At 53.7% G+C, this 22,306-nt stretch carries 11 protein-coding genes and 8 pseudogenes; 8 read left to right on the top strand and 11 right to left on the bottom strand.

Features of this window, described 5'->3' with window-relative positions; genetic code table 11:
• Positions 1-38 precede the first annotated feature (38 nt).
• Positions 39-912, bottom strand: a pseudogene (locus tag ACWWJF_RS09390) (IS5 family transposase).
• Positions 913-956: 44 nt separating this feature from the next.
• Here ACWWJF_RS09390 and ACWWJF_RS09395 point away from each other — a divergent pair.
• From ACWWJF_RS09395 to ACWWJF_RS09415, 5 genes and pseudogenes are all read left to right on the top strand, one after another.
• A pseudogene (locus ACWWJF_RS09395) lies at positions 957-2,360 on the top strand (anion permease).
• A 113-nt stretch (positions 2,361-2,473) separates the two neighbouring features.
• Positions 2,474-4,078 carry a sensor histidine kinase gene (locus ACWWJF_RS09400; protein WP_455871013.1) on the top strand — a complete coding sequence of 535 codons (1,605 nt, stop codon included), beginning with the start codon at positions 2,474-2,476 and terminating at the stop codon, positions 4,076-4,078.
• 2 nt (positions 4,079-4,080) lie between these two features.
• Positions 4,081-4,803, top strand: a complete 723-nt coding sequence (gene dcuR, locus ACWWJF_RS09405; protein ID WP_455869285.1) for a two-component system response regulator DcuR — start codon at positions 4,081-4,083, stop codon at positions 4,801-4,803.
• Between the two features lie 428 nt (positions 4,804-5,231).
• Positions 5,232-5,910, top strand: a pseudogene (locus ACWWJF_RS09410) (IS1 family transposase).
• A gap of 73 nt (positions 5,911-5,983) precedes the next feature.
• Positions 5,984-7,201 (top strand): IS256 family transposase, encoded by a 1,218-nt coding sequence (locus tag ACWWJF_RS09415; protein WP_455869286.1) that lies wholly within the window; start codon positions 5,984-5,986, stop codon positions 7,199-7,201.
• Between the two features lie 33 nt (positions 7,202-7,234).
• Here ACWWJF_RS09415 and trhP read toward each other — a convergent pair.
• The 3 genes and pseudogenes from trhP to ACWWJF_RS09430 all read right to left on the bottom strand — a co-directional run.
• Positions 7,235-8,140 (bottom strand): annotated as a pseudogene (gene trhP, locus ACWWJF_RS09420) (prephenate-dependent tRNA uridine(34) hydroxylase TrhP); the annotation flags it as partial.
• Between the two features lie 195 nt (positions 8,141-8,335).
• A complete protein-coding gene (locus tag ACWWJF_RS09425; protein ID WP_455869287.1) occupies positions 8,336-9,232 on the bottom strand; it encodes a glutathione S-transferase family protein in 897 nt (298 codons plus the stop codon).
• Positions 9,233-9,385: 153 nt separating this feature from the next.
• Entirely contained in the window at positions 9,386-10,246 is an 861-nt protein-coding gene (locus ACWWJF_RS09430; RefSeq protein WP_455869288.1) for a LysR family transcriptional regulator, read from the bottom strand.
• Positions 10,247-10,476: 230 nt separating this feature from the next.
• Here ACWWJF_RS09430 and ACWWJF_RS09435 point away from each other — a divergent pair, with 230 nt between their 5' ends.
• Positions 10,477-10,668 carry an NAD(P)-binding domain-containing protein gene (locus ACWWJF_RS09435; protein ID WP_455869289.1) on the top strand — a complete coding sequence of 64 codons (192 nt, stop codon included), beginning with the start codon at positions 10,477-10,479 and terminating at the stop codon, positions 10,666-10,668.
• Between the two features lie 145 nt (positions 10,669-10,813).
• On the opposite strand, the gene ACWWJF_RS09440 is transcribed toward ACWWJF_RS09435, so the two are convergent.
• Entirely contained in the window at positions 10,814-11,041 is a 228-nt protein-coding gene (locus ACWWJF_RS09440; RefSeq protein ID WP_455868791.1) for an IS4/Tn5 family transposase DNA-binding protein, read from the bottom strand.
• A 144-nt stretch (positions 11,042-11,185) separates the two neighbouring features.
• Between ACWWJF_RS09440 and ACWWJF_RS09445 the strand changes: the two genes are divergently transcribed.
• Positions 11,186-11,674, top strand: coding sequence for an NADPH-dependent F420 reductase (locus ACWWJF_RS09445; RefSeq protein WP_455869290.1), 489 nt, complete (start codon positions 11,186-11,188; stop codon positions 11,672-11,674).
• Between the two features lie 37 nt (positions 11,675-11,711).
• Positions 11,712-12,539, top strand: coding sequence for an isochorismatase family protein (locus ACWWJF_RS09450; RefSeq protein ID WP_455869291.1), 828 nt, complete (start codon positions 11,712-11,714; stop codon positions 12,537-12,539).
• A gap of 368 nt (positions 12,540-12,907) precedes the next feature.
• Here the strand turns inward: ACWWJF_RS09450 and ACWWJF_RS09455 are convergent.
• The 6 genes and pseudogenes from ACWWJF_RS09455 to ACWWJF_RS09480 all read right to left on the bottom strand — a co-directional run.
• A protein-coding gene (locus ACWWJF_RS09455) for an IS3 family transposase (protein ID WP_455871014.1) occupies positions 12,908-14,115 on the bottom strand; the annotation gives its coding sequence in 2 pieces (ribosomal slippage) (positions 12,908-13,794 and positions 13,794-14,115; 1,209 coding nt in all).
• A gap of 95 nt (positions 14,116-14,210) precedes the next feature.
• A pseudogene (baeR, locus tag ACWWJF_RS09460) lies at positions 14,211-14,864 on the bottom strand (envelope stress response regulator BaeR); the annotation flags it as partial.
• Positions 14,865-14,871: 7 nt separating this feature from the next.
• Positions 14,872-16,237: pseudogene (gene baeS / locus ACWWJF_RS09465) on the bottom strand (envelope stress sensor histidine kinase BaeS).
• Positions 16,238-16,244: 7 nt separating this feature from the next.
• On the bottom strand, positions 16,245-17,672 hold the full coding sequence (gene mdtD, locus ACWWJF_RS09470) for a multidrug transporter subunit MdtD (RefSeq protein ID WP_455869292.1): 1,428 nt from the start codon (positions 17,670-17,672) through the stop codon (positions 16,245-16,247).
• A 51-nt stretch (positions 17,673-17,723) separates the two neighbouring features.
• Positions 17,724-20,806, bottom strand: a pseudogene (mdtC, locus tag ACWWJF_RS09475) (multidrug efflux RND transporter permease subunit MdtC).
• Positions 20,803-22,302 (bottom strand): annotated as a pseudogene (locus ACWWJF_RS09480) (efflux RND transporter permease subunit); the annotation flags it as partial. The pseudogenes mdtC and ACWWJF_RS09480, both read right to left, overlap by 4 nt.
• Positions 22,303-22,306: the final 4 nt, after the last annotated feature.

Below are 22,306 nucleotides of genomic sequence, written 5' to 3' on the forward strand. Positions count from 1 at the left end.
CACGTCGGTTTCACTTCATTTACAACCCCACCGGCTGCCTATTTCAGCCCGCTAACCCTTGGCATATAAGGCGTTGCGGACTTGTGTATAACGAGGTGGATGCAGCCCAGTTTCAACATTGCCAGATAATTCCTCGCCGTTTTGTCGTAACGTGTCGCAATGCGACGGTATTCTTTCAGACGACCAAAGCACCGCTCAACAACGTTCCGATTGCGGTAAGCGTCACGATCGAGCTTTGAACGACCATCCACCGCCATTTTTTCAGTGGATTTTCGGGGGATGACAGTTTTTATACCTCTGTTTTTCAGCTCGTTACGTAATACATGCCCGGAGTACGCCTTGTCAGCGAGTACCGCATGACCACGGCGTTTCATACTGCCGTTCTGGCGTTGAACACCAATACCGTCCAAAAGACGTAGTGCAAACTGACTTTCATGAGCCTGACCGGGGCTCAACACGATGTTTAACGGAAGACCACTTCCGTCTGTAGCCATATGGATTTTGGTGCCAAAACCACCTCGAGAGCGACCCAGACCATTATCTCCGGTGATATCGGGATGTTTTTTTGAGCACCGGCAGCACATTTCAGCGCCCTGATATTGCTACCATCCAGCGCAGTCGCTGACCAGTCCACGAGGCCATGGGCATCAAGTGATGAAAGTAACTTATTGAAAATAATGTTAATGACTCCCGATTTTGACCATCGGTTAAAGCGGTTATAAACGGTTTTCCATGGGCCGTATCGCTCAGGTAAATCACGCCATGGGGCACCAGGCACAGCACCCAGAACATGCCATTGATAATCATGCGATGCTCAGCCCATGGGCGTCCGGCCTGTGGTGTTGCTGGTTCAGCAGGGAGTAAGGGCTGGATGATAGCCCATGCTTCATCGGGAAGGTCGTAGCGAGCCATAGTTCAAAATGATGTAGAAACAAACAGTTAGTATAACTCATGGGATTAAGGGACACAGCCTAGTTAAGCTCCTCATCATTATCGGTATTGCTGTCGCGTTATGGTTATTACCCGTGCCGGAGGGCGTCAAGCCTGATGCCTGGCATCTAATGGCTATCTTCATTGCCACCGTTATTGGTCTTATCCTCTCTCCGTATCCCCTCGGTGCCATGGCGATGTTCAGTTTGACGTCCGTGGCGATCCTTGGTTTGCTCTCGATTAAAGACGTATTGGCCGGGTTTAGCGACCCTACCATCTGGATGATCGCCTGTGCCTTCTTTATCTCGCGCGGCTTTATCAAAACCGGTTTTGGCCGCCGCATCGGTTTGCTGTTCATCAGCAAACTGGGTAACAGCTAGCTCGGCCTGGCTTATGGTCTGGTGTTCACTGATCTGTTGTTTGCCCCAGCGATGCCTTCCACCTCGGCGCGCTGTGGTGGGATCATCACTCCGCTGTTCCGTTCTATTGCTGAGGCCTATGATTCTACGCCGGAGAAAGGCACCCAGCGCCGTATCGGTGTGTTTCTGGTGCAATCCATTTTCCAGTGTAATGCCATTACCTCCGCCATGTTCATGACTTCCATGGCCGGTAACCCGATGGTGGCAAAACTGGCGGCGCAGCTCGGTATTCACATCAGTTGGACCGATTGGGCGTTGGCAACGCTGGTACCGGGTATCCTGTCTCTGGCACTGATCCCTTATCTCATCTATCGCTTCTATCCGACTGAATTGAAACAAACTACGGAAATGCGTGCCATTGCCGTGGAGCGTTTGCGTGAAATGGGGCGTATGACGCGCGATGAATGGGTGGTGTTAGGTGTATTCCTTGGTCTGGTTACCTTCTGGGTGTTGGGTTCCACGCTGAATATTGATGCCACCTTGACCGCGCTGGCGGGGCTTAGCGTGCTGCTGAGCCGTACGCTGAGTTGGGATGACGTGGTCGGCGAGAAAGAAGCCTGGCACACCGTGGTATGGTTCGCCGTGCTGATGACGCTGGCAGGGCAACTGAACAAGATGGGACTAATTGCCTGGTTAGGCCAACTGGCGGGCAACGCTGTCAGCGGATTCCACTGGTTGCCGATGCTTGGTATCTTGCTGCTGGTTTACTACTACAGCCACTACCTGATGGCGAGTGCGATTGCCCATATCAGCGCCATGTATGCCATCTTTGTTTCCATTGCTTTGGCGGCAGGCGCACCGCCGATGCTGACAGTGCTGGCGTTTGGTATCTTCAGTAACCTGTTCATGTCCACCACGCACTACTCAAGCGGTCCGGCACCGATCCTGTTTGGGTGTGGTTATATGCCGCTGTCAACCTGGTGGAAAATTGGCTTCTTTATCAGCCTGGTCGTGATTTCTATTTGGTTGGGTATTGGGGGCATGTGGTGGAAGGTATTGGGATGCTGGTAATTCCTATCAGACTGCGATTTTCCTTGCCCCGTAACGCGGGGCAATAACGCAGGACGATAAATACGGAAAAACAGGTTAAGATAAGGATATCCAAGGTGATTCCGGAGCAAGACATGAGCAGGACAAAAGCACCGATGAAGCTGGGAACATCCGTTTTTCTGATGGTCTCTGTCGTGTTAGGCGCAGTGTTGCTGGTGGTCTATGCTCTGCTGTTTTTCCGCATTAACCAACTCTCCGAAGACAGCCTGCGCGACAAGGCGTTTGCCATTGCGCGCACCTTTGCCGCTTCCCCGGTAGTGATTGATGAGTTGCAAGGATTGGGTAACCCCGAAGCGGTGCAGCGCGCCGCCGAGACCATCACGCAACGCAATCAACTGCTGTTTGTCACCGTGACCGATATGGACACGGTGCGACATACCCACCCGGAACGGGAGCGTATCGGTGAACATTTTGCCGGGCGCGACATTTATCCTGCGCTGTTTGGGCTGGAAAATACCTCGATTAACCGTGGTACGCTGAACCCGGCGCTACGGGTGTTTACACCGGTTTTTAATAATGATGGCAAGCAGGTCGGCGTTGTGGCGTTAGGCATTGCGCTGACCAGCGTGCAGAAAGTGATCAGTGAAAACCGCTGGATGATCCCTTGGGCGTTGCTGGCAGGGGCGTTGGTTGGCGGACTCGGCACGCTGGTGCTGGTGAAAATCCACAAGCGCATCATGCTGGGGTTTGAACCCTATGAGATTTCCAATCTGTTTGAGCAGCGCAACGCCATGCTGAAACAGATCAAGGAAGGGGTGATTGCCGTGGATGACAGCGGCCGTATTACGGTGATTAACGATGAAGCGCGCAGGCTGTTCCGACAAGGCAATATGGCGGCCAATGCGTCGGCAGAAACCATCAGCGAGCAGTGGATGGAGCACCGTCGACTCAGACAAGTGCTGGAAAGTGGTATCGCTCAGCGTGATGAAGAGATCAATATCAACGGCAATTTGCTGCTGACCAATACCGTGCCAGTGACGGTGAAAGGTAACGTGATTGGTGCTATCGCCACGTTCCGCGACAAGACTGAAATTGGCCAGTTGTTGCAGCGCTTGACGGGGATGTCCTATTACGCCGATGCGCTACGGGCACAGTCCCACGAGTTTATGAACAAGCTGCATGTGATTTTGGGCATGCTCCATTTGAAATACTACTCGCAGTTGGAAGACTATATTTTAAAAACGGCGAACAACTATCAGGCAGAAATTGGCTCGATTATTCGCAAGGTGAAATCGCCGGTGATTGCCGGGTTCTTACTGGGTAAAATCAACCGGGCGCGCGATCTTGGCATACAACTGTCGATAACCGAAGAGAGCCTGTTGCCCGAAACCGACGATATGGATGCCACCAATGAGTTGATCACCGTTTTGGGTAATCTGATTGAGAATGCCATGGATGCAATGAGTAACATGGAAAACGGAGAAATCAGCGTGAGTTTCCATCATCAGGATGGGCGCTTGCACTGCATCGTGGGCGATGATGGCCCCGGTATTACGCTGGAAAATCAGCACCGTATTTATGAACAAGGATTCTCCACCAAGGGATCCGGGCGCGGAATCGGTCTTTACCTGACCAAGCAGAGCCTGGAAAAAGTGGGCGGCAGTATCGATTTTGAGTCGGAACCTGAGGTGTATGCCCAGTTTTTCGTGAATATCCCTTATCAAGCCAAGGCTGTTTAACCATGATAAATGTACTGATTGTTGATGACGATGCCATGGTTGCAGAACTTAACCGTTCCTATCTGAGACAGGTGCCCGGTTTCAACTGTTATGCAACGGTGCCAACCTTACAGCAGGCGCGAAATTTACTGATGCAACCCGATTACGAGATCGATCTGGTGCTGCTTGATATCTATATGCAGCAGGATAACGGGTTGGATCTGCTGCCGACCATTCGTGAGTTCAGCGAACAAACGGATGTGATTATCATCTCCTCCGCCAGTGATGTGTATACCATTAAGAAAGCACTGCATTACGGCGTGGTCGATTACCTGATCAAACCGTTCCAGTTCTCTCGCTTTGAACAGGCGCTTACCGCCTATCGCGAAGAAGCGAACCTGCTGAAACATCGAGAATTTGTTGCTCAGTCGGATATTGATAGCCTGATTCGTCGCACCAGCGGCGGTGTGGCCAGTGAGCGTAAAAAACTGCCGAAAGGGCTGACCAGTCTGACGCTACGCACCGTCTGCGAATGGATTGAAGGCAACCAAGGGGCTGAGTTTTCCACGGAAATGCTGGCGAACGCGATTGGCATATCTCGCGTATCTTGCCGTAAATATCTGATATATCTGGCTGATACTAATATTCTTGCCACCAATATCCTCTACGGATCGACCGGTCGCCCTGTGTACCTTTACCGCCTGTTGCCCGAGAAACAAGACGCACTGCGCCAGTATTGCGAGTAGTATGCTGTTTCTCTCCTCGCGCTATCGTATAGACGATAGCGCGATGTTGTTACCATCATGTTCTTTCTATTTTATCCGCGCATTATCATCGGTTTGGTCTTGGTATCTCCATACAGTCCTCTCCCCTTTTTCGTATTTCAATCAAGACTCAATAAAGAAGTATTTTCTATAAATAATCACCGGTGATGCTAAGTTGATTCAGTAGTTGCTAAAGTTGATTCGTTTTTCAGAATCTGGTTTTTGCAGCGACTGTACGTTAAATATTGCGTAAGAAAATATAATAGTAGAGGAGTATGGATGCGCTCTTACCTCAAACTGTATGGCCTATTTGTCGGTTTAAATGTGACCATAATGGTAACCTACGATACGCGGTAATGCCTTCAAATAGTTGGCTTTTGTGATATTCTGCCGCTATTTGAGTTTTCCACGTGGTTACTGTTTTTGTTCATTGCCCTCGCTGCCATTCAGATAAAGTTTATCGACATGGCCTTAGTCCAACTAAGCGCGAACGCTTCCGGTGTCAGTGCTGTCGCCGTGTATCCCAGCTTACCTACCGCTATGAAGCGCGAAAGCCGGGAGTCAAAGAGCAGATCGTTGATATGGCCTTCAACGGTGCCGGTGTTCGCGATACCGCCAGAACGTTGAAAATCGGCATCAATACGGTCATCCGGGCTTTAAAAAGCTCTCGCCCCGCAGGATAACGTCTTCTCCCGTTGCTCACGCCGACGTCGCCCTTATCTGTGAACTTGATGAGCAATGGAGCTTCGTTGGCAGTAAGGCGCTACAGCACTGGCTCTGGTACGCTTACAATACCAAAACGGGCGGTGTTCTGGCCTACACTTTTGGCCCCCGAACCGATGAGACCTGCCGTGAATTGCTGGCTCTGTTGACACCGTTCAACATCGGCATGATTACCAGTGACAACTGGGGCAGCTATGCAAGAGAGGTTCCGAAGCAGAAACATCTGACTGGCAAGATCTTCACGCAACGCATAGAGCCCGTACCCGCATTAAACGACTGGCGCGTAAAACGATTTGCTTCTCGCGCTCCGTCGAGATCCACGAAAAAGTCATCGGAGCCTTCATCGAAAAACACATGTTCTACTAATTGGAGTCATTACCAATTTGTGTAATTGCCTGATTTTGATATGTTCAATCCAACATCAAAAACAGGTTAATTTATGGACGAAAAACAGTTGCAGGCTCTGGCTAACGAACTGGCCAAAAATCTCAAAACCCCTGGCGATCTCAGCCAATTCGATCGCCTGCTGAAGAAAATGAAGAAAATCAGCGTTGAGGCTGCTCTCAACGCCGAAATGTCCCACCATCTGGGCTACGATAAAAATCAGCCCAAACCGGGGGCCAACTCCCGCAACGGCTATTCCACAAACACCGTGACCACCGGCGATGGCCCTCTGGAACTACGTACTCCGCGCGATCGTGATGGCTCCTTCGAACCACAACTGGTGAAGAAAAACCAGACCCGGATCACCGGGATGGATAACCAAATCCTGTCCCTGTACGCCAGAGGGATGACCACCCGCGAGATAGCGTCTGCGTTCAAAGAGCTGTATGACGCGGATGTCTCACCGGCGCTGGTCTCGAAGGTCACCGACGCGGTGATGGAACAGATTACTGAATGGCAAAATCGTCCACTGGATGCAGTCTATCCCATTGTTTACCTTGACTGTATCATCCTGAAGGTCCGGCAGGACAGTCGCGTCATCAATAAATCCGTGTTCCTGGCACTGGGTATCAACATCGAGGGCCAGAAAGAACTGCTGGGTATGTGGCTGGCCGAAAACGAGGGCGCGAAGTTCTCGCTCAATGTGCTGACAGAACTAAAAAACCGCGGCCTGAACGATATCCTCATCGCCTGTGTCGACGGTCTGAAAGACTTCCCGGACGTCATCAACGCGGTGTATCCGGAAGCCCGCATCCAGCTGTGCATCGTGCACATGGTACGCAACAGCCTGAGGTTCGTCTCTTGGAAGGACTACAAAGCCGTCACACGCGACCTGAAAGCCATCTATCAGGCCGCTACGGAAGAAGCAGGCCAGCAGGCGCTGGAAGCATTCGCCAGCGCATGGGACAGCCGCTATCCACAGATAAGCCGGAGCTGGCAGACGAACTGGAGCAATCTGGCAACGTTCTTCGCTTACCCGGCAGATATCCGCAAAGTCATCTACACAACCAACGCCATCGAGTCGCTGAACAGTGTTATCCGGCATGCGATTAAAAAACGCAAGGTGTTCCCGACTGACGACGCAGTGAAAAAGGTGGTGTGGCTGGCAATCCAGTCGGCCTCACAGAAATGGACGATGCCACTGCGGGACTGGCGTATGGCAATGAGCCGTTTTATTATCGAGTTCGGTGACCGCCTGGACGGTCAATACTGAGAAAGGCATTTACACAGAATCATTTACAGGGTCTGCCGTGCGGGCGCAGTAATAGAAGGATTTGGTGCGGCCTTCGATCTTGAGCGAGTGCACATGCATCTGGGTTAAACGTTCCACGTGCTGAATGGCGCGCAGATCGCGTGAGTTCATGATGTAGGTGCCGTGCTCATCTTCGAACACACTCATGTATTCACCGGGACGCAGGTTCTCTTCCAGCATAAACACTTTGTCAGGCGGCTCACCAATACACAGCGTGGGTTCTACATTCTGTACCGGAATCGGGTCATGCAGGTGAACGATATTGCCGGTATCGTCTTCTTTCCCTTCCTGCACCTTGTATTCCCAACGTCAGGCGTTGGTGCAGGTGCCCTGATTGGGGTCACGCTTATTGATATAACCGGAAAGCAGGCAGCGGCCAGAGTAGGCCATACACAATGCGCCGTACACGAAAATTTCCAGCTCCATGTCCGGTACTTGTTGGCGGATCTCGGCAATTTCTTCCAGTGACAGTTCGCGAGACAGGATCACGCGGCTCAGCCCCATCTGCTGCCAGAATTTCACCGTTGCCCAGTTCACCGCATTGGCTTGCACCGAAAGATGAATTTGCATGTGTGGAAAGTTTTCTCTTACCAAAATGATCACGCCGGGATCGGACATGATCAACGCATCCGGCCCCATATCAATCACGGGTTGAAGATCGCGCAGGAAGGTTTTCAGCTTGGCATTATGCGGGGCGATGTTCACTACCACGTAGAATTTTTTCCCCAGTTCGTGGGCTTCATTGATGGCGAGCGCCAGCGTCTGGTGGTTGAATTCGTTATTACGCACCCGCAGGCTGTAACGGGGTTGACCGGCATAAATCGCATCAGGGCCATACGCGAAGGCGTAGCGCATATTTTTCAGCGTACCGGCCGGAGAAAGCAGTTCCGGTTTAAACATGGTGTCTCTCTGGTCTGATCACAAGTCAGGCTGTTCTCTGAGGGAACAGTAAAGGAGGGGGATTCTAGCGCTAATGTCGGTAAAAATCAGCTAACGACGCAGAAAAAGTGTGGCTATTGCCCACGCGCACGCTGGCGTGGGCAACGAGGATTACTTGCCGAGGCTGGTGCGGTTGTGCGCACGTTGTAAATCAACCTATGGGCCGAGTGGCACAATGCCGGTCGGATTCAGCCAACGGATACCGTAATAACCCGCTTTGATGTGGTCAATATTGACCGTCTCTTTGATGCCCGGCCATTGGTAAAGTTCGCGCAGATAGTTCGACAGATGAGGGTAATTTTCAATGCGGCGGATATTGCATTTGAATGCACCGTGATAGGCCACATCAAAACGCACCAGGGTCACAAACAGTCTCCAGTCAGCCTCGGTAATGGTATCACCAGCAATATAGCGATGGGTCGCCAGATGTGTTTCAACGCGATCCAGCGTTTCGAACAGCGTTGTCACCGCGTTTTCGTAGTGCTCTTGGGTTTTGGCAAAGCCGGTTTTGTACACGCCGTTGTTGATGTTGTGGTAAATCACTTCATTCCATTCATCGATGGTGGAGCGCAGTGCGAGGGGATAATAATCCTCATGATTACCGGTCAAGGTGTCAAACTGGCTGTTGAACAGACGAATGATATCAGCCGATTCGTTATTGACGATACGCCCTTCAATACGATCCCACAGCACCGGTACTGAAACTTTACCGGTGTAATGGGCATCACTAGCGGTATACAACTGATGCAGATAACGTACGGGAGCAACGTGTTCGCCGGCATCTTGCGGGGTGGTAAACTCCCAGCCGTTATCCGCAATCACGGGTTGCGCAATGGACAGGGAAACAATATTTTCTAGTCCCTTGAGCTTGCGGAACATCAAGGTGCGTGATGCCCACGGGCAGAGATAAGAAACAAAAAGTTGATAGCGGCCTGCTTCTGGGATCAGCGTTGTTTGGCGAAACAGCGTTTCCTGACGCTGAAAGGCCCCATTTTTGATCTCTTCTGCGGCGACATCACCATTGACCCATTGGCCATTTACTAAACCTGACATGATATAGCGTTCCCCGTCTTGACCGTTGTCGGTGAGACAAACCTAAAAAATAATCATAGTTATTGTTGTGACGTTATCCATGTTAACAGCCGGGAGAAAGCGTAACAGGGCAGATTTTTCATCAAGTCGAACAGTTTTTTTGACAAGTAGGCCTTAACGCTGATTTCCCGGTGTGCCCGTACAACCATACCAGGGGGGAGTGCTAAGCTGTTCGGCCAGAAAATCGATAAAGCGTCTTACCTTGAGCGGCAGCAGTTTACGCGTCGGGTAGACGGCGTAAATATTCAGTTCCAGCGATCTGTAATCGGGTAACACTTCGACCAGCGTGCCTGCGCGTAAATCTTCGCCCACAAGAAAATCCGGTTGTAGAATAATGCCCCGATGTGCCAGCGCGGTATAACGGCAGGTATCTCCGTTGTTAGCATGAATATGCGGTTGGGTTTTCACGGCGATAGTCTCACCGCCATCGTTGGGAGAGAAGTGCCATTCATTACCCGGTGCCCAATAGCTATAAGAGATAACGCGATGATCGCGCAGTGCCTGCGGATGTTGCGGAGTACCGTGGTGCGCCAGATAGGCCGGTGAAGCACACAGCACCATGCGTGTTTTGGCGAGCGGGCGACACACCAACATAGAGTTAGGCAATTGCGCGATGCGAATCACCACGTCGTAACCTTCTTCCACCAGATCCACCACGCGGTCGGACAGAATGATATCGAGTTTCACCTGCGGGTTCTCTTCCACAAATTTACCCCACAACGGCGCGAGGTATTTCACGCCGAAGGTTTGCGGCGCACCCACACGTAATCGCCCATGAACCTCCGCCGAGCAGGCAGTAATTTCCGACTCGGCCTCTTTTACCGATGCCAGCAACTCTTTGCAACGCAGATAGTAGTTCTGGCCCTCCTCCGTCAACGATAATCGGCGCGTTGTGCGTTGCAACAAACGCACACCGAGGTACTCCTCCAACTCGGCAACGTGACGTGACACCACCGGCTTAGATAACGCCAGCATCCATGGCACCGACAAAACTGCCTGCCTCAACGACCGCAACAAAGGTATTCATGGCCTGAAACTTGTCCATCCAGCACTCCGCATGATTGTTTCTATATTAGAGATAATTCATCTCTAATAACTATATATATCTCTGATTATAAGACTTGTAAACTGCCAAACCATGAAGCGAAACCTGTGTTTCATTCACTAACTATATACATATCAAATAATTAACCAGGAGTTCCATCATGATTATTACCGTTGTAGGTACCGGCAGTATGGGGTCCAGTTTTGTTAAGCGTTTTACGCTGGCAGTGCATCAGGTACGCGTGACTGGGCGTGACCTTAACAAAGCACAGGCATTAGCTGCGCAGTTTAAGGGCATATCGTTATACACATCTTTTGGCCATTTTTTGAACAGGATGCTCAGAACCCCGTGAATTAAGGCATTCAAGCCATCCCATTGGCTTTTTGAGGTTCAAAATGCCACTCTGAGATAAACCCGTAATTCATTGATTAAACAGTGCGTTAGAAAGATGTGTATAACGATATGGGCTTAACTCCAAACGAATCTGAGCGACTGTTCTACATACAGTCTAATGCGGTGGCCAATATTAGTTGACCACTACAGTTCTCCATGAAGCGGTAAGCACCCAGCGTCTCAGACCATCCGAGGCACGCATGCGGAATGCTGGCTTGCGGATTCTCAGCCAGCCGTATCAAAAGCCCTTTGGCACGCTTATTGAGCCTCGTGTCACCAAGATTTACCCCTTCCAGTTCTTGGTGTGCCCAGCCATCTGAATCCCGTGTCATTTTTCAGCGCCGTAAATGGCGATAGTACACGTCGGTTTCACTTCATTTACAACCCCACCGGCTGCCTATTTCAGCCCGCTAACCCTTGGCATATAAGGCGTTGCGGACTTGTGTATAACGAGGTGGTTTAAGGGTGCACAGGCAGTGCCTGCCGCAGTTGCCGCGCAAGGTGCGCAGGTGATTATGCTGGCAACCGCCTACGGTGAAGCGGTTAGCGCACTCTGTTCGCTGGGTGATATCAGCGGCAAAGTGGTGATTGATATTACCAACCCGCTGTCTGCTGATTACATGAGTCTGACACTTGGCCACAGCACGTCAGCCGCGGAAGAGATCGCCAACACCTTTCCGGCGGCACATATCGTGAAAGCGTTTAACACCACGTTTGCGCAGGTGGTAGCAGAAGGCCCGGCCTTTGCCGCAGGGCAGGTTGCACCCGTGTTCTATGCCGGGGATGACGTTGAGGCGAAAGCGGTAGTTCAGACCTTGATTGCCAGTACGGGCTTCAAACCGGTCGATGCTGGCACGCTGCGCAATGCACGTTACCTCGAACCGTTAGCCGGTTTGAATATCTATTTTGGCTACGGTGCTGGATTAGGCACCGATATCGTTCCGGCCTGGCTGAGCCGCGCATAAGCAACAGATAACTACTTTGACGAAACAGGAGAATGGTATGAAAAAAGTACTTAGCGTCGCGATCGCATCGCTGTTACTGGCAGGGGTTTGCGCACCGTCGTTTGCTCAGGATCGTCTGGCAGACATCATCAGCCCGATAGCCGATCAGATTCTGCCGAACAAAGTCAGTGCTGCCGATGCGCGTAAAGCCGGGCGCGTGGACTACGACAAGCCAACGCCCGAAAACACAATTATGCTGTTTATCGATCAGCAGGTGGATTTGATGGCCAGTACGCGTGATTTCAATCAGGCATCCGGCTATAAAGCCAACGTGGTCGCGTTGGCTGAAATGGCGAAAGCGTTAAAGATTCCGGTGTTGATCACCTCGTCCAATGCGCAATGGCAAAACGGCGACACCCTGCCGGAACTGAAAGAAATCTTTAAAGATGAACCCATTTATCGCCGCACCGGGATCATCAATGCCTATGAAGATCCTTCATTCCGTAAGGCGTTGGAAGATCTGGTGAAAAAGACTGGTCGTACGCATATCATTATTTCCGGGGTAACGCTGGGGACCTGCGTTGCCTTCCCGACGCTCGCCATGTTGAATGATGGCTATCAGGTTTATCCCGTAGTGGATGCCTCTGGTGCCTGGAGTAAATATGAAGCGGATGCCGCGATGCAACGCATGACGGCAGCTGGCGCACAGTTGGAAACGGTCTACGCGTTAGAGGCAGAACTTCAAGCCGACTGGAAGAAACCCTCCGCCGATGCCATGTTGAAACCCTTTATCGACGGGCTGCCGGAATACGGGTGGATCTTGCAGAACTACTGGAACAACGCCAACAAACACACGGAGCCGGATCCGTTTGGTGTGGTGAAGTAAGCGGTTATCAGCGGGTTCCCGTTTGTCGGGAACCTCAGTCTGATGACAAAGCCTGTTGTTAGGCGAAGTGCGGTGATGGGGTCGTAGCGGCGTAAGCCGCCGACAAATTTGCCCGGAGCAAATTTGAACAGCGCTTGCGCTGGCCCGTAGGGTGGGGCACAGGGATGTGCCACATAATGGCCCCTCGTCGTGATTCGCTGGGAAACACGAGCATATTAAAATGGGGGGAGGGAACCTCTGTGCGTTAGACCACTTCACAGGATCCGGCTTCCCAGCGGTATCCCATGCCATAAACGGTGCGGATAAACGACGTTTGTTCGTCCAGTTGCTCTGATCTTGACCCACCATCTCCGGACAGCTTTTGTATCTTAAGTTAACGATGCCCGCTGGCGCCGATATTCTCTTGGGGAGTTGTATCCCAGCGCACTGTGCGGATGGTTTTCATTGTAATGATTGAACGCCGCTGCAAGATTCTTCAGCTCTGTTCGCACATCGGGTTTTGGCATGAAGGCGATGTAATCTTCCTTCATCGTCTTCACGAACCGTTCTGCCATGCCGTTACTCTGTGGACTGCTCACTGCTGTTGTGCAGGGCTCCAGATTCAGTTCTCTGGCGAACTTCCGCGTTTCATGCGCTGTGTACGCTGAACCATTATCCGTCAGCCATTGCACTGGTTTATCCGGCAGCGCGCTACCGAAGCGTTTTTCCACCGACCTCAGCATCACATCCTGCACGGTTGAACTGTCATAACCCCTGGTGCTCGCTGCCCAGTCTATGGCCTCCCGGTCGCAGCAGTCCAGTGCGAACGTCACCCGCAGCTTCTCGCCGTTGTCACAACCGAACTCGAAGCCATCTGAGCACCAGCGCATATCGCTCTCTGCTACCGCGATTTTGCCTTTATGCTCCCGCTTCGGACGTTCAGTTTTATCATGCAACAACAGCAGGTTATGCTCGCTCATTATCCTGTAAAGCCGTTTGGCGTTCACCGGTGGAAATCCCTCTGCACGACGTTGCTTACGCAGGATACCCCACACTCGGCGGTAACCGTAACTGGGCATGTCGCTGATGATACGGAGGATGTCCGATAATATCTCAGCATCAGCTTCGTCATTACGCCGGTTGCTGCGCCTGTCCAGCCAGTCGGCAGAACGGTTAACCCGCAGTGACAGCTGCGCACGCGACACGCTCATGGCGCGGCTGACCAGAGCTATTCCCCGTCCTTTGGCAACAAGGGCGCGTGCGCTATCCATTTTCGCGACTGGCGGTACTCCACTGCTTCTTTGAGGATCTCAACTTCCATCGTCTTCTTACCCAGAAGGCGCTGTAGCTCCCGGACCTGCTTGAGGGCAGTCGCCAGCGCCGAAGCTGGAACCACTTCTTCTCCGGCCGCAACGGCGGTGAGGCTTCCTTCCTGGTATTGCTTCTTCCACTTAAACAAAAGGCTGGGCTGGATGCCATGCAGGCGGGCTACATGGGAGACGTTCATCCCCGGCTCCATTGTCTGCTGAATGATGGCGATTTTCTCTTGCGGAGTTTTACGCTTACGGACTTCTTGCCCTAACAGGATCCCGGTCATTTCAAAATTAGCATGATTGTTAGACATATATCTAAGCCTATCTCTTATCTGGAGATACAGCTACTGTCTGGTGTTACAGGGGGCTACATCAGTTCGTCCAGTTGCTCCAGCTTGCGCCGCAGATTTTTGATATGGCTGTCGATGGTGCGATCGGTCACGACGCGGTAGTCATCGTAGAGCTTATCCAGCAGCGCTTCGCGCGAAAACACCTTACCGGGCTCTGTCGAAAGGGTTTTCAGCAGGCGAAACTCTGCTGGTGTCAGATCGAGCGGTTGTCCGAGGTAGCTGGCCTGAAAACGGCTGTTATCGATCTGCAAGGCGGCTTCCAGTCCTGCTTCGGGCGGCGGTGCAGACTGCCAGCGGCAGCGGCGTAGCAGGGTTTTCACCCGTACCACCACTTCCCGTGGGCTGTAGGGTTTGCAGATGTAATCATCCGCACCAATTTCCAATCCCAGCAGCCGGTCAATCTCCTCGCTACGCGCGGTAACCATAATAATCGGCACATTGGAAAACTGGCGGATGATGCGGCACAGCGTCAGACCATCGGTGCCTGGCAGCATCAAATCCAGCAGAATCAACGACGATGAGTGCTCACGCACCCAAGGCAACACCTCATCGCCGTGGGTGATCCAATGTGTGTGGTATTCTGCGGCCTGAAGGTAGTCCACTAAAAGCTGGCCGAGCTTGGGCTCATCTTCAACAATCAGCACCTGCTCTGGCAGCGTCTCGTTCGATAAGGTTTCGGTCATCAGCGTTTCAGGACTCCGGTGGATGAAGCGGGAATTCGGCGGTCATCTGCAAACCACCGAGTAAGGAAGCGCTAGCATACAATCGTCCCCCGTGGGCCTCAACGATATTCTTGCAGATAGCCAATCCCAGCCCTGAACCGCCGCTGGCGCGATTGCGTGACCGTTCTGCGCGGTAGAAACGATCGAAAATCCGAGCCAGTTGCTCGGCGTCGACACCCGGCGCGCTGTCCTCCCATACCAGAGTGCACACACCATTTTCAGTATGGGCACGGATCTGTAACTGCCCACCGTTGTCAGTGTAGCGCAGACTGTTCTCCAGCAGGTTGTTAAACAGCTGGCTGAGCCGGTCCGGATCGCCAAAGGCGCTGGCGCGTTCTGGCAACTGCGTGATGACCTCAATGTGTTTCTTCTGAAAGCGCTCGTTGAAGGACGCTGATATGCAGCAGTTGGATTAAATCCACGGAAACGCGGCGATAAGCGAGCGCGCCGACATCGGAGAGCGACAACTGATGCAGATCATCCACCAGTTTGGTCAGCGTGGAAACTTCGTTTTGCAAAGAGAGCAGGGAGCCTGAATCCGCCTTGCGCACGCCATCCTGTATGGCTTCCAGCTCGCCGCGCAGTACCGCCAACGGCGTGCGCAGCTCATGAGAAATATCGGCCATAAAGGCGCGGCGCGACTGCTCGTTTTTTTCCAGTGCGGTGGCGAGCTGGTTAAAATCTTGCGCCAGCCGGCCCAACTCATCGCGGGTATTGACCGGCACGCGAGCAGTAAACTCCCCGGCGGCCAGACGGTGGATCCCCTGCATCAGTCGTTTTACCGGCGCCAGCAGACCGCGCGCCATCAGCCACGTCACGATGATGGCGAGCAGCGTTGACAGCCCGACAATAAACCAACTGGTGCGCTGTTGCTGTCGGTCGAAATTGATATCCGCATCGCGCGTCAGGCGTTCACTGGGGGATGCCACCACCCAACCGACCACCATGCCCTGATGGCGAATGGCTTGCCAGGTGCTTTCGGCGGCAATCGGGGCTGGTGAACCAAACAGCCGGTTACGCTGAGCATCCAGCACCCAGAGCCGGACTCGCCAGCCGCGCATGCTGTTGCCGTCATCTTCATTCTGATCCATGGTGTGCAGCAGTTTGAACACCAGGCGTTCATTGTTGCGCAGGAACGTCCAGTCGCCGTACTGCGCATATTGTTCCTGTAATGCATCACGCAACTGCTCGACGCGCTGTGCGTTGCCTTGCTTGATGTAATCAACAAAGCTGCGTTCGAAGCTCATTCTCACGCCCCAATGCATGGTGATCAACAGCAGCATGCAGGTAGCAAAAATGGCGAGAAACAGTTTAGCGGTAATGCCGAATCTCATCGTATCCTCACCTTTTTCCCTGCAGCACGTTCTGCTTGATCTGGTCCGGCGGCACGCGCAGGAACAGCAGGGCAGGCAGCGCCAATATGACGGCCATGCTCAGATAGGTATAGCGGAATACCTCAGCGGTTGCCGGGCTGGCGATGTCCAGTGTCCCTTGTTGGGCAAAAATACCAAGTAGAATGCCTGCCAGACTTACGCCGAGGCTCATGGAAAGCTGCATGGTCATCGACAGCAGGCTGTTGCCTCCGCTGGCGATGCTGTCCGGCAGATCTTTCAGCGTCAGGGTATTCATAGTTGAGAAACGCACCGAATTGGCAACGCCTACCAATATCAACATCAGCGGCAGTAACCACAGCCAGTTCAGCAGCGCGACGGTGGCAAACAGAAGGGTGCTGAGTGATAGCGCCAGGGTAGATACAATCAGGGCGGTACGGTAGCCCAAGCGGTTAACGATACTGACCACGATACCCTTGGTGCCCATGCTGCCGAGAATCATCGGTATCATTATCAACCCGGCGTGAAACGGTGAGAATCCCATGCCCAGCTGTAAAAACAGCGGTGTGGTAAAGGGCAACATGCCGCTGCCGATACGCGCCAGAAAACCGGCGCTGATCCCAATGGAAAAGGTAGGGGTATTGAACAGGCGCAGATTGAACAGGGCGTTTTCATTTTGACGCGCATGCAGCCAGTAGCTCGGCAGGGCAATAATCCCGACAGCAATCAAACCGACGATGGCAATCGGCGGCAATGCCAGGCTTTTGTGTCCATCCAAGGCTAAGGTCAATGTTGCCATGCCGATGGCGAGCCAGAGAAAACCGCTGAGATCGAAGCGCGAGGTTTCGGTGGTGTAATTCGGCATAATCAGCCAGGTGGCGACAGCACCAATAATCCCTACTGGCAGATTAATCAGGAAAATCCAGTGCCAACTGGCGTATTGCACCAGCAGCCCACCCAGCGTCGGGCCGAGCAACGGCCCGATCTGGCCGGGGATAGTGACAAAGGTCATGGCGGCCATAAACTGGTCACGCGGCACAATCTTCATTACCGTCAGACGACCGACCGGTACCATCATGGCACCGCCCACGCCCTGGATCACCCGCGAGATCAGCAGCGCATTCAAGGTTTCCGAACGCGCACACAGCAGCGATCCTAGCGTGAAAATGATGATGGCGGCAAAAAAGACCCGTTTCACCCCCAGTTTGTCCGCCAGCCAACCGCTGGCAGGCAGCATCACCGCCACGGTGAGCACATAAGCCACCACCACCGAGTGCATACGCAACGGGTTTTCATTCAGGCTAAGCGCCATCGTTGGCAGTGCGGTGTTGACAATAGTGGTATCGAGCGTTTGCATAAAAAAGCCAAACGCGACAATCCAAAGCTGCCAGCGCACGGAGGCCGGTTGGGTCGTTGACGGGGCTGACGAAAAACGCATGAAATAACAGGCCTCATGAAATCAGGGTTGTTCTTGTTCACTCGCTGCGCGTCAAGACGACGTGACGTTGGCGAGGTTGCGCCGCCGTGCCAGCCAGCCGCGCAGACGATCAAAATAGAGGTACACCACTGGTGTAGTGTAGAGCGTGAGCAGTTGGCTCATCACTAATCCTCCGGCGATGGTGATGCCGAGCGGTTGGCGCAGTTCAGCACCGTCTCCTCTGGTCAACACCAGCGGTAGCGCACCAAAAATTGCGGCCAGCGTCGTCATCAAAATGGGGCGGAAGCGCAACAAGCAGGCCTGAAAAATCGCCTCTTGTGCACTTAACTGCGCGCCGCGCTGCGCTTCCAGCGCAAAATCCACCATCATGATGGCGTTTTTCTTCACAATACCGATCAGCAGCAAGATACCGATCAGGGCTATCAGGCTAAAGGGGGCACCAAACCCTTTCAGCGCCAGCAGCGCGCCAACACCGGCAGACGGTAGCGTCGACAGGATGGTCAGCGGATGCACATAGCTTTCATACAGGATCCCCAACACGATGTAAACGGTAACAATCGCGGCAATGATCAGCAGCACCTGCGCACTTTGTGACTGTTGAAACGCCTGTGCCGTACCGGCAAATTGTCCGCGCACCGAAGAGGGCACCCCCAATGCGGTCATACTGCGTTCAATGGCTGCCGTGGCATCTGAAAGTGACACCCCTTCCGGCAAATTAAAGGAAACGGTTGACGCTTCTGACAGCCCCTGATGATTGACGGACAGCGGGGCGTTAATCGGTTGCCAGCTGGCGAACGCCGAAAGGGGAATCGGCTCTCCGGCGCTGTTGAGCACAAACACTGATCCAGCGCGCTAACATCCTGAGTATATTTGGATTCTACCTCCATCACCACTTTGTACTGATTGAGCGGTTGATAGATGGTAGATATTTGCCGCTGCCCGAACGCATTGTTTAACAAGGCATTGACGCTGGAAACGCCGATACCGAGGCGCGCAAGGGTATCCCGGTCGTAGGTCAGCGCCATTTCCGAGCCTTTATCCTGCTGATCGGAGTTAACGTCGGCCAGCTCGGGGAGTTGACTGAGCGCGAGGCGAATCTTCGACTCCCAGGCGCGCAGTTCGTTCAGATCGTCGGACAGCAAGGTAAACTGGTAGCCCGCATTGGACTCTCGTCCGCCGATACGAATATCCTGTACCGGCATCAGAAACAGGTTGGCCCCCGGCTCCTGCGCCAGCTTGCCGCGCAGGCGGGCAATCACCTGCTGAGCGCTCATCTTGCGCTCTGCCAAGGGTTTGAACGTAATAAACATCGAGCCTGCGTTGGTGCGCGAGCCGCCGGTAAAGCCCGTTACGTTATCCACCGCCGGATCGGCGCTGACGATCACCATAAAATCATGTAGCTTATTGCGCATTGCCTGAAATGAAATGCTCTGATCGGCCTGAATAAAGCCCATCACGCGGCCAGTATCCTGTTCAGTGAAGAAGGTTTTGGGAATCGAGATATAGAGCCAGACGTTAAGCCCGATGGTGCCAATCAGAATGACCAACACCCAGCGTGCGTGTTGCAACACCCAGCGTAACGAACGGCCATATTGCTGTTGCAACGCGACGAGCAGGCGACCAAAACCGCGCTTACTCGGCTGGCTGTGTTTTTCATGGCTGCGCAGCAGGCGCGCGCACATCATTGGTGTCAGGGTGACGTAAATGATCAGCGAAATGGCTATCGCGGCAGACAGCGTGACGGTGAATTCACGAAAGTAGCGCCCCGGCAATCCGCCCATCAGTAGCAGCGGCAGGAACACTGCCACGAGCGACAGACTCATCGCCAGCACGGTAAAGCCGACCTCGTGCACCCCTTTCAGGGCGGCCTGCATCGGTTTCATGCCTGCTTCAATATGGCGTGAAATGTTCTCCAGCACCACGATGGCATCGTCCACCACGAATCCGGTGGCAATCGTCAGTGCCATCAGCGAGAGGTTATTCAGGCTGAAACCGCACAGGTACATGGCCGCGAAGGTGCCAATCAATGACACGGGTACGGCAATGGCCGGGATCAGTGTGGCCCGACCGGAGCGCAGGAACAAGAACACCACCAGTATCACCAGCGCAACGGCAATCACCAGTGACTGTTCCACCTCGGCCAGTGAGGCACGAATGGTGGGCGAACGATCTTGCGCGATGTTCAGTTGAATGGCGGCGGGCAGGCTGGCACGCAGTTCCGGCAGAGCGGCGCGCACGTTGTCCACGGTGGCGATGATATTGGCATCGGGGGCGCGTTGCACCACCACCAGTACGGCAGTTTTGCCGTTTGCCATCCCGGCGTTGCGCGTGTCCTGCACGCCGTCTTTAACCTGCGCCACGTCGCTCAGTCGTACCGGCGCGCCCTTGTTATAATGAACAACGATCGGTGCATAATCCGCTGCCGTTTTCAGCGCATCGTTGGTTTGCACCTGCCAGCGCGCTTGTCCGTTATCAATATTGCCCAAGGGTTGCTTTACGTTGGCTTTGGCAATGGCCTGACGCACTGCATCCAATGCGATACCCTGATTAAACAGCGCCTGAGGGTTTAACTCCACGCGCACCGCGGGCTGCGAGGCTCCGCTGACCGTCACATCGCCCACGCCGTCCATTTGGGAGATGCGCTGCGACAGTTGATTGGTGGCGAAATCGTATAGCTGCCCCGAATTGTAGGTGTCGGAGGTCAACGTTAGCACCAGAATCGGCACGTCGGCCGGGTTGACCTTGCGATAGGTTGGTCGGCTTGACATGCCGGAGGGCAGCAGGTTCTGTGCGGCGTTGATCGCCGACTGTACGTCGCGCGCCGCGCCGTTGATATCACGCGAGAAATCGAACACCAGTATGATACGGGTTCTGCCCAGCGAACTGGTCGAGGTCATCTCGGTCACCCCGGCGATGCGCCCGAGTGAGCGCTCCAATGGCATGGCGACGGAAGTCGCCATGGTTTCCTGCGAGGCACCGGAGAGCGAGGCGGAAACCACGATCGCTGGGAAATCCACCTGCGGCAGCGGTGCAACCGGCAGCAAGCGAAAACCGAGCACGCCGCACAGCGCAATCGCCAGCGTCAGTAACGCAGTGGCGACCGGGCGGTGAATAAACAGTGCGAAAAACTTCACTGTACGTCTTCCTCTGGCTGCTCGGTGCGACGCAAACGGTGTGCCAGTCGGTCAAACAGCAGGTAAATCACCGGCGTGGTGAACAGCGTCAGAATCTGGCTCATGATCAATCCCCCCACCATGCAGATACCGAGCGGTTGGCGCAGCTCGGTACCGACTTCATTGCTGAGCATCAGCGGCACGGCGCTAAGCAGCGCCGCCAGGGTGGTCATCAGGATTGGACGAAAACGCAGCAGATACGCCTGATAAATGGCATCGTAAGGAGTCATGCCTTGCTCGCGTTCAGCAGCCAGCGCGAAATCGATCATCATGATGGCATTCTTCTTCACGATGCCGATCAGCAAAATGATACCGATGATGGCAATCACATCCAGTTCGTTGCCCACCACCATCAGAGCCAATAGTGCGCCAACGCCGGCGGTCGGCAGCGTGGAAAGAATGGTGATCGGGTGAATAAAGCTTTCGGACAGCACACCGAGCACAATGTACATCGCAACAATCGCCGCCACGATAAGCCACACGGTGCTGCTCAGCGCTGCCTGAAACGCCAGCGCGCTGCCCTGAAAGTGGGTGACGATATCAGTCGGCATCTGCAACTGCTGCTCAGCCGCCGTAATCGCTTGCACCGCTTCTCCGAGGGAATAACCGGGAGTAACGTTGAACGAAATGGTGGAGGCCGGGAACTGATCGATACGGTTCAGGGCCAACGGACCACGTCGTTCTTCCAGCGTGGCAACGGCGTTCAGCGGCACGCTGTTGCCATCACTGTTTTTGATGTTTACTTCATTCAGCGCGCCGATCCCGGTGGTGTGCGCCGTCTGCTGCGCCAGCACCACGCGATATTGATTCGACTGGGTGTAGACTGTTGAGACCAGACGCTGCCCAAAGGCGTTATACAGCGCATTGTCGATAGCGGACATGGTTAGTCCAAGGCGGCTGGCCGCATCGCGGTTGACGTTGACATAAGCCACCGCCGCATCATCCTGCCAGTCGCTGCTCACATCCTGTAGCTGCGGCAACTGTTGCAATTCGCGCATCAGCGGCGGCACCCAGTGGCTCAAATCCTCCAGCGACATCGCCTGCAATGTGAACTGGTATTGGGTGCGGCTGACCTGGGTATCGATGGTTAGATCCTGCACCGGTTGCAGATAGAGCGTGATACCGGTGAGCTGCGCCGTTTTTTCCTGCAAGCGGGTGATGATGTCTGTCAGGCGATCGCGTCGTTCACTGAGCGGCTTGAGGTTGATCTGTAAACGCGCGCTGTTCAGCGCCGCGTTGGTGCCATCCACGCCGACAAACGAAGAGACGCTCAGCACCGCCGGATCCTGCATGATCAGCGATACGGCCTGCTGCTGGTGCTGCGCCATATCGGCATAGGAGACGCTTTGCGGTGCCTGCAACGTACCCTGAATCATGCTGTTATCCTGAACCGGGAAAAAGCCCTTGGGGATCCACAGGTAGAGCAGAACGGTAAGCACCAGCGTGCCGATGGCTAAATAG

Source organism: Symbiopectobacterium sp. Eva_TO, from assembly GCF_053848865.1.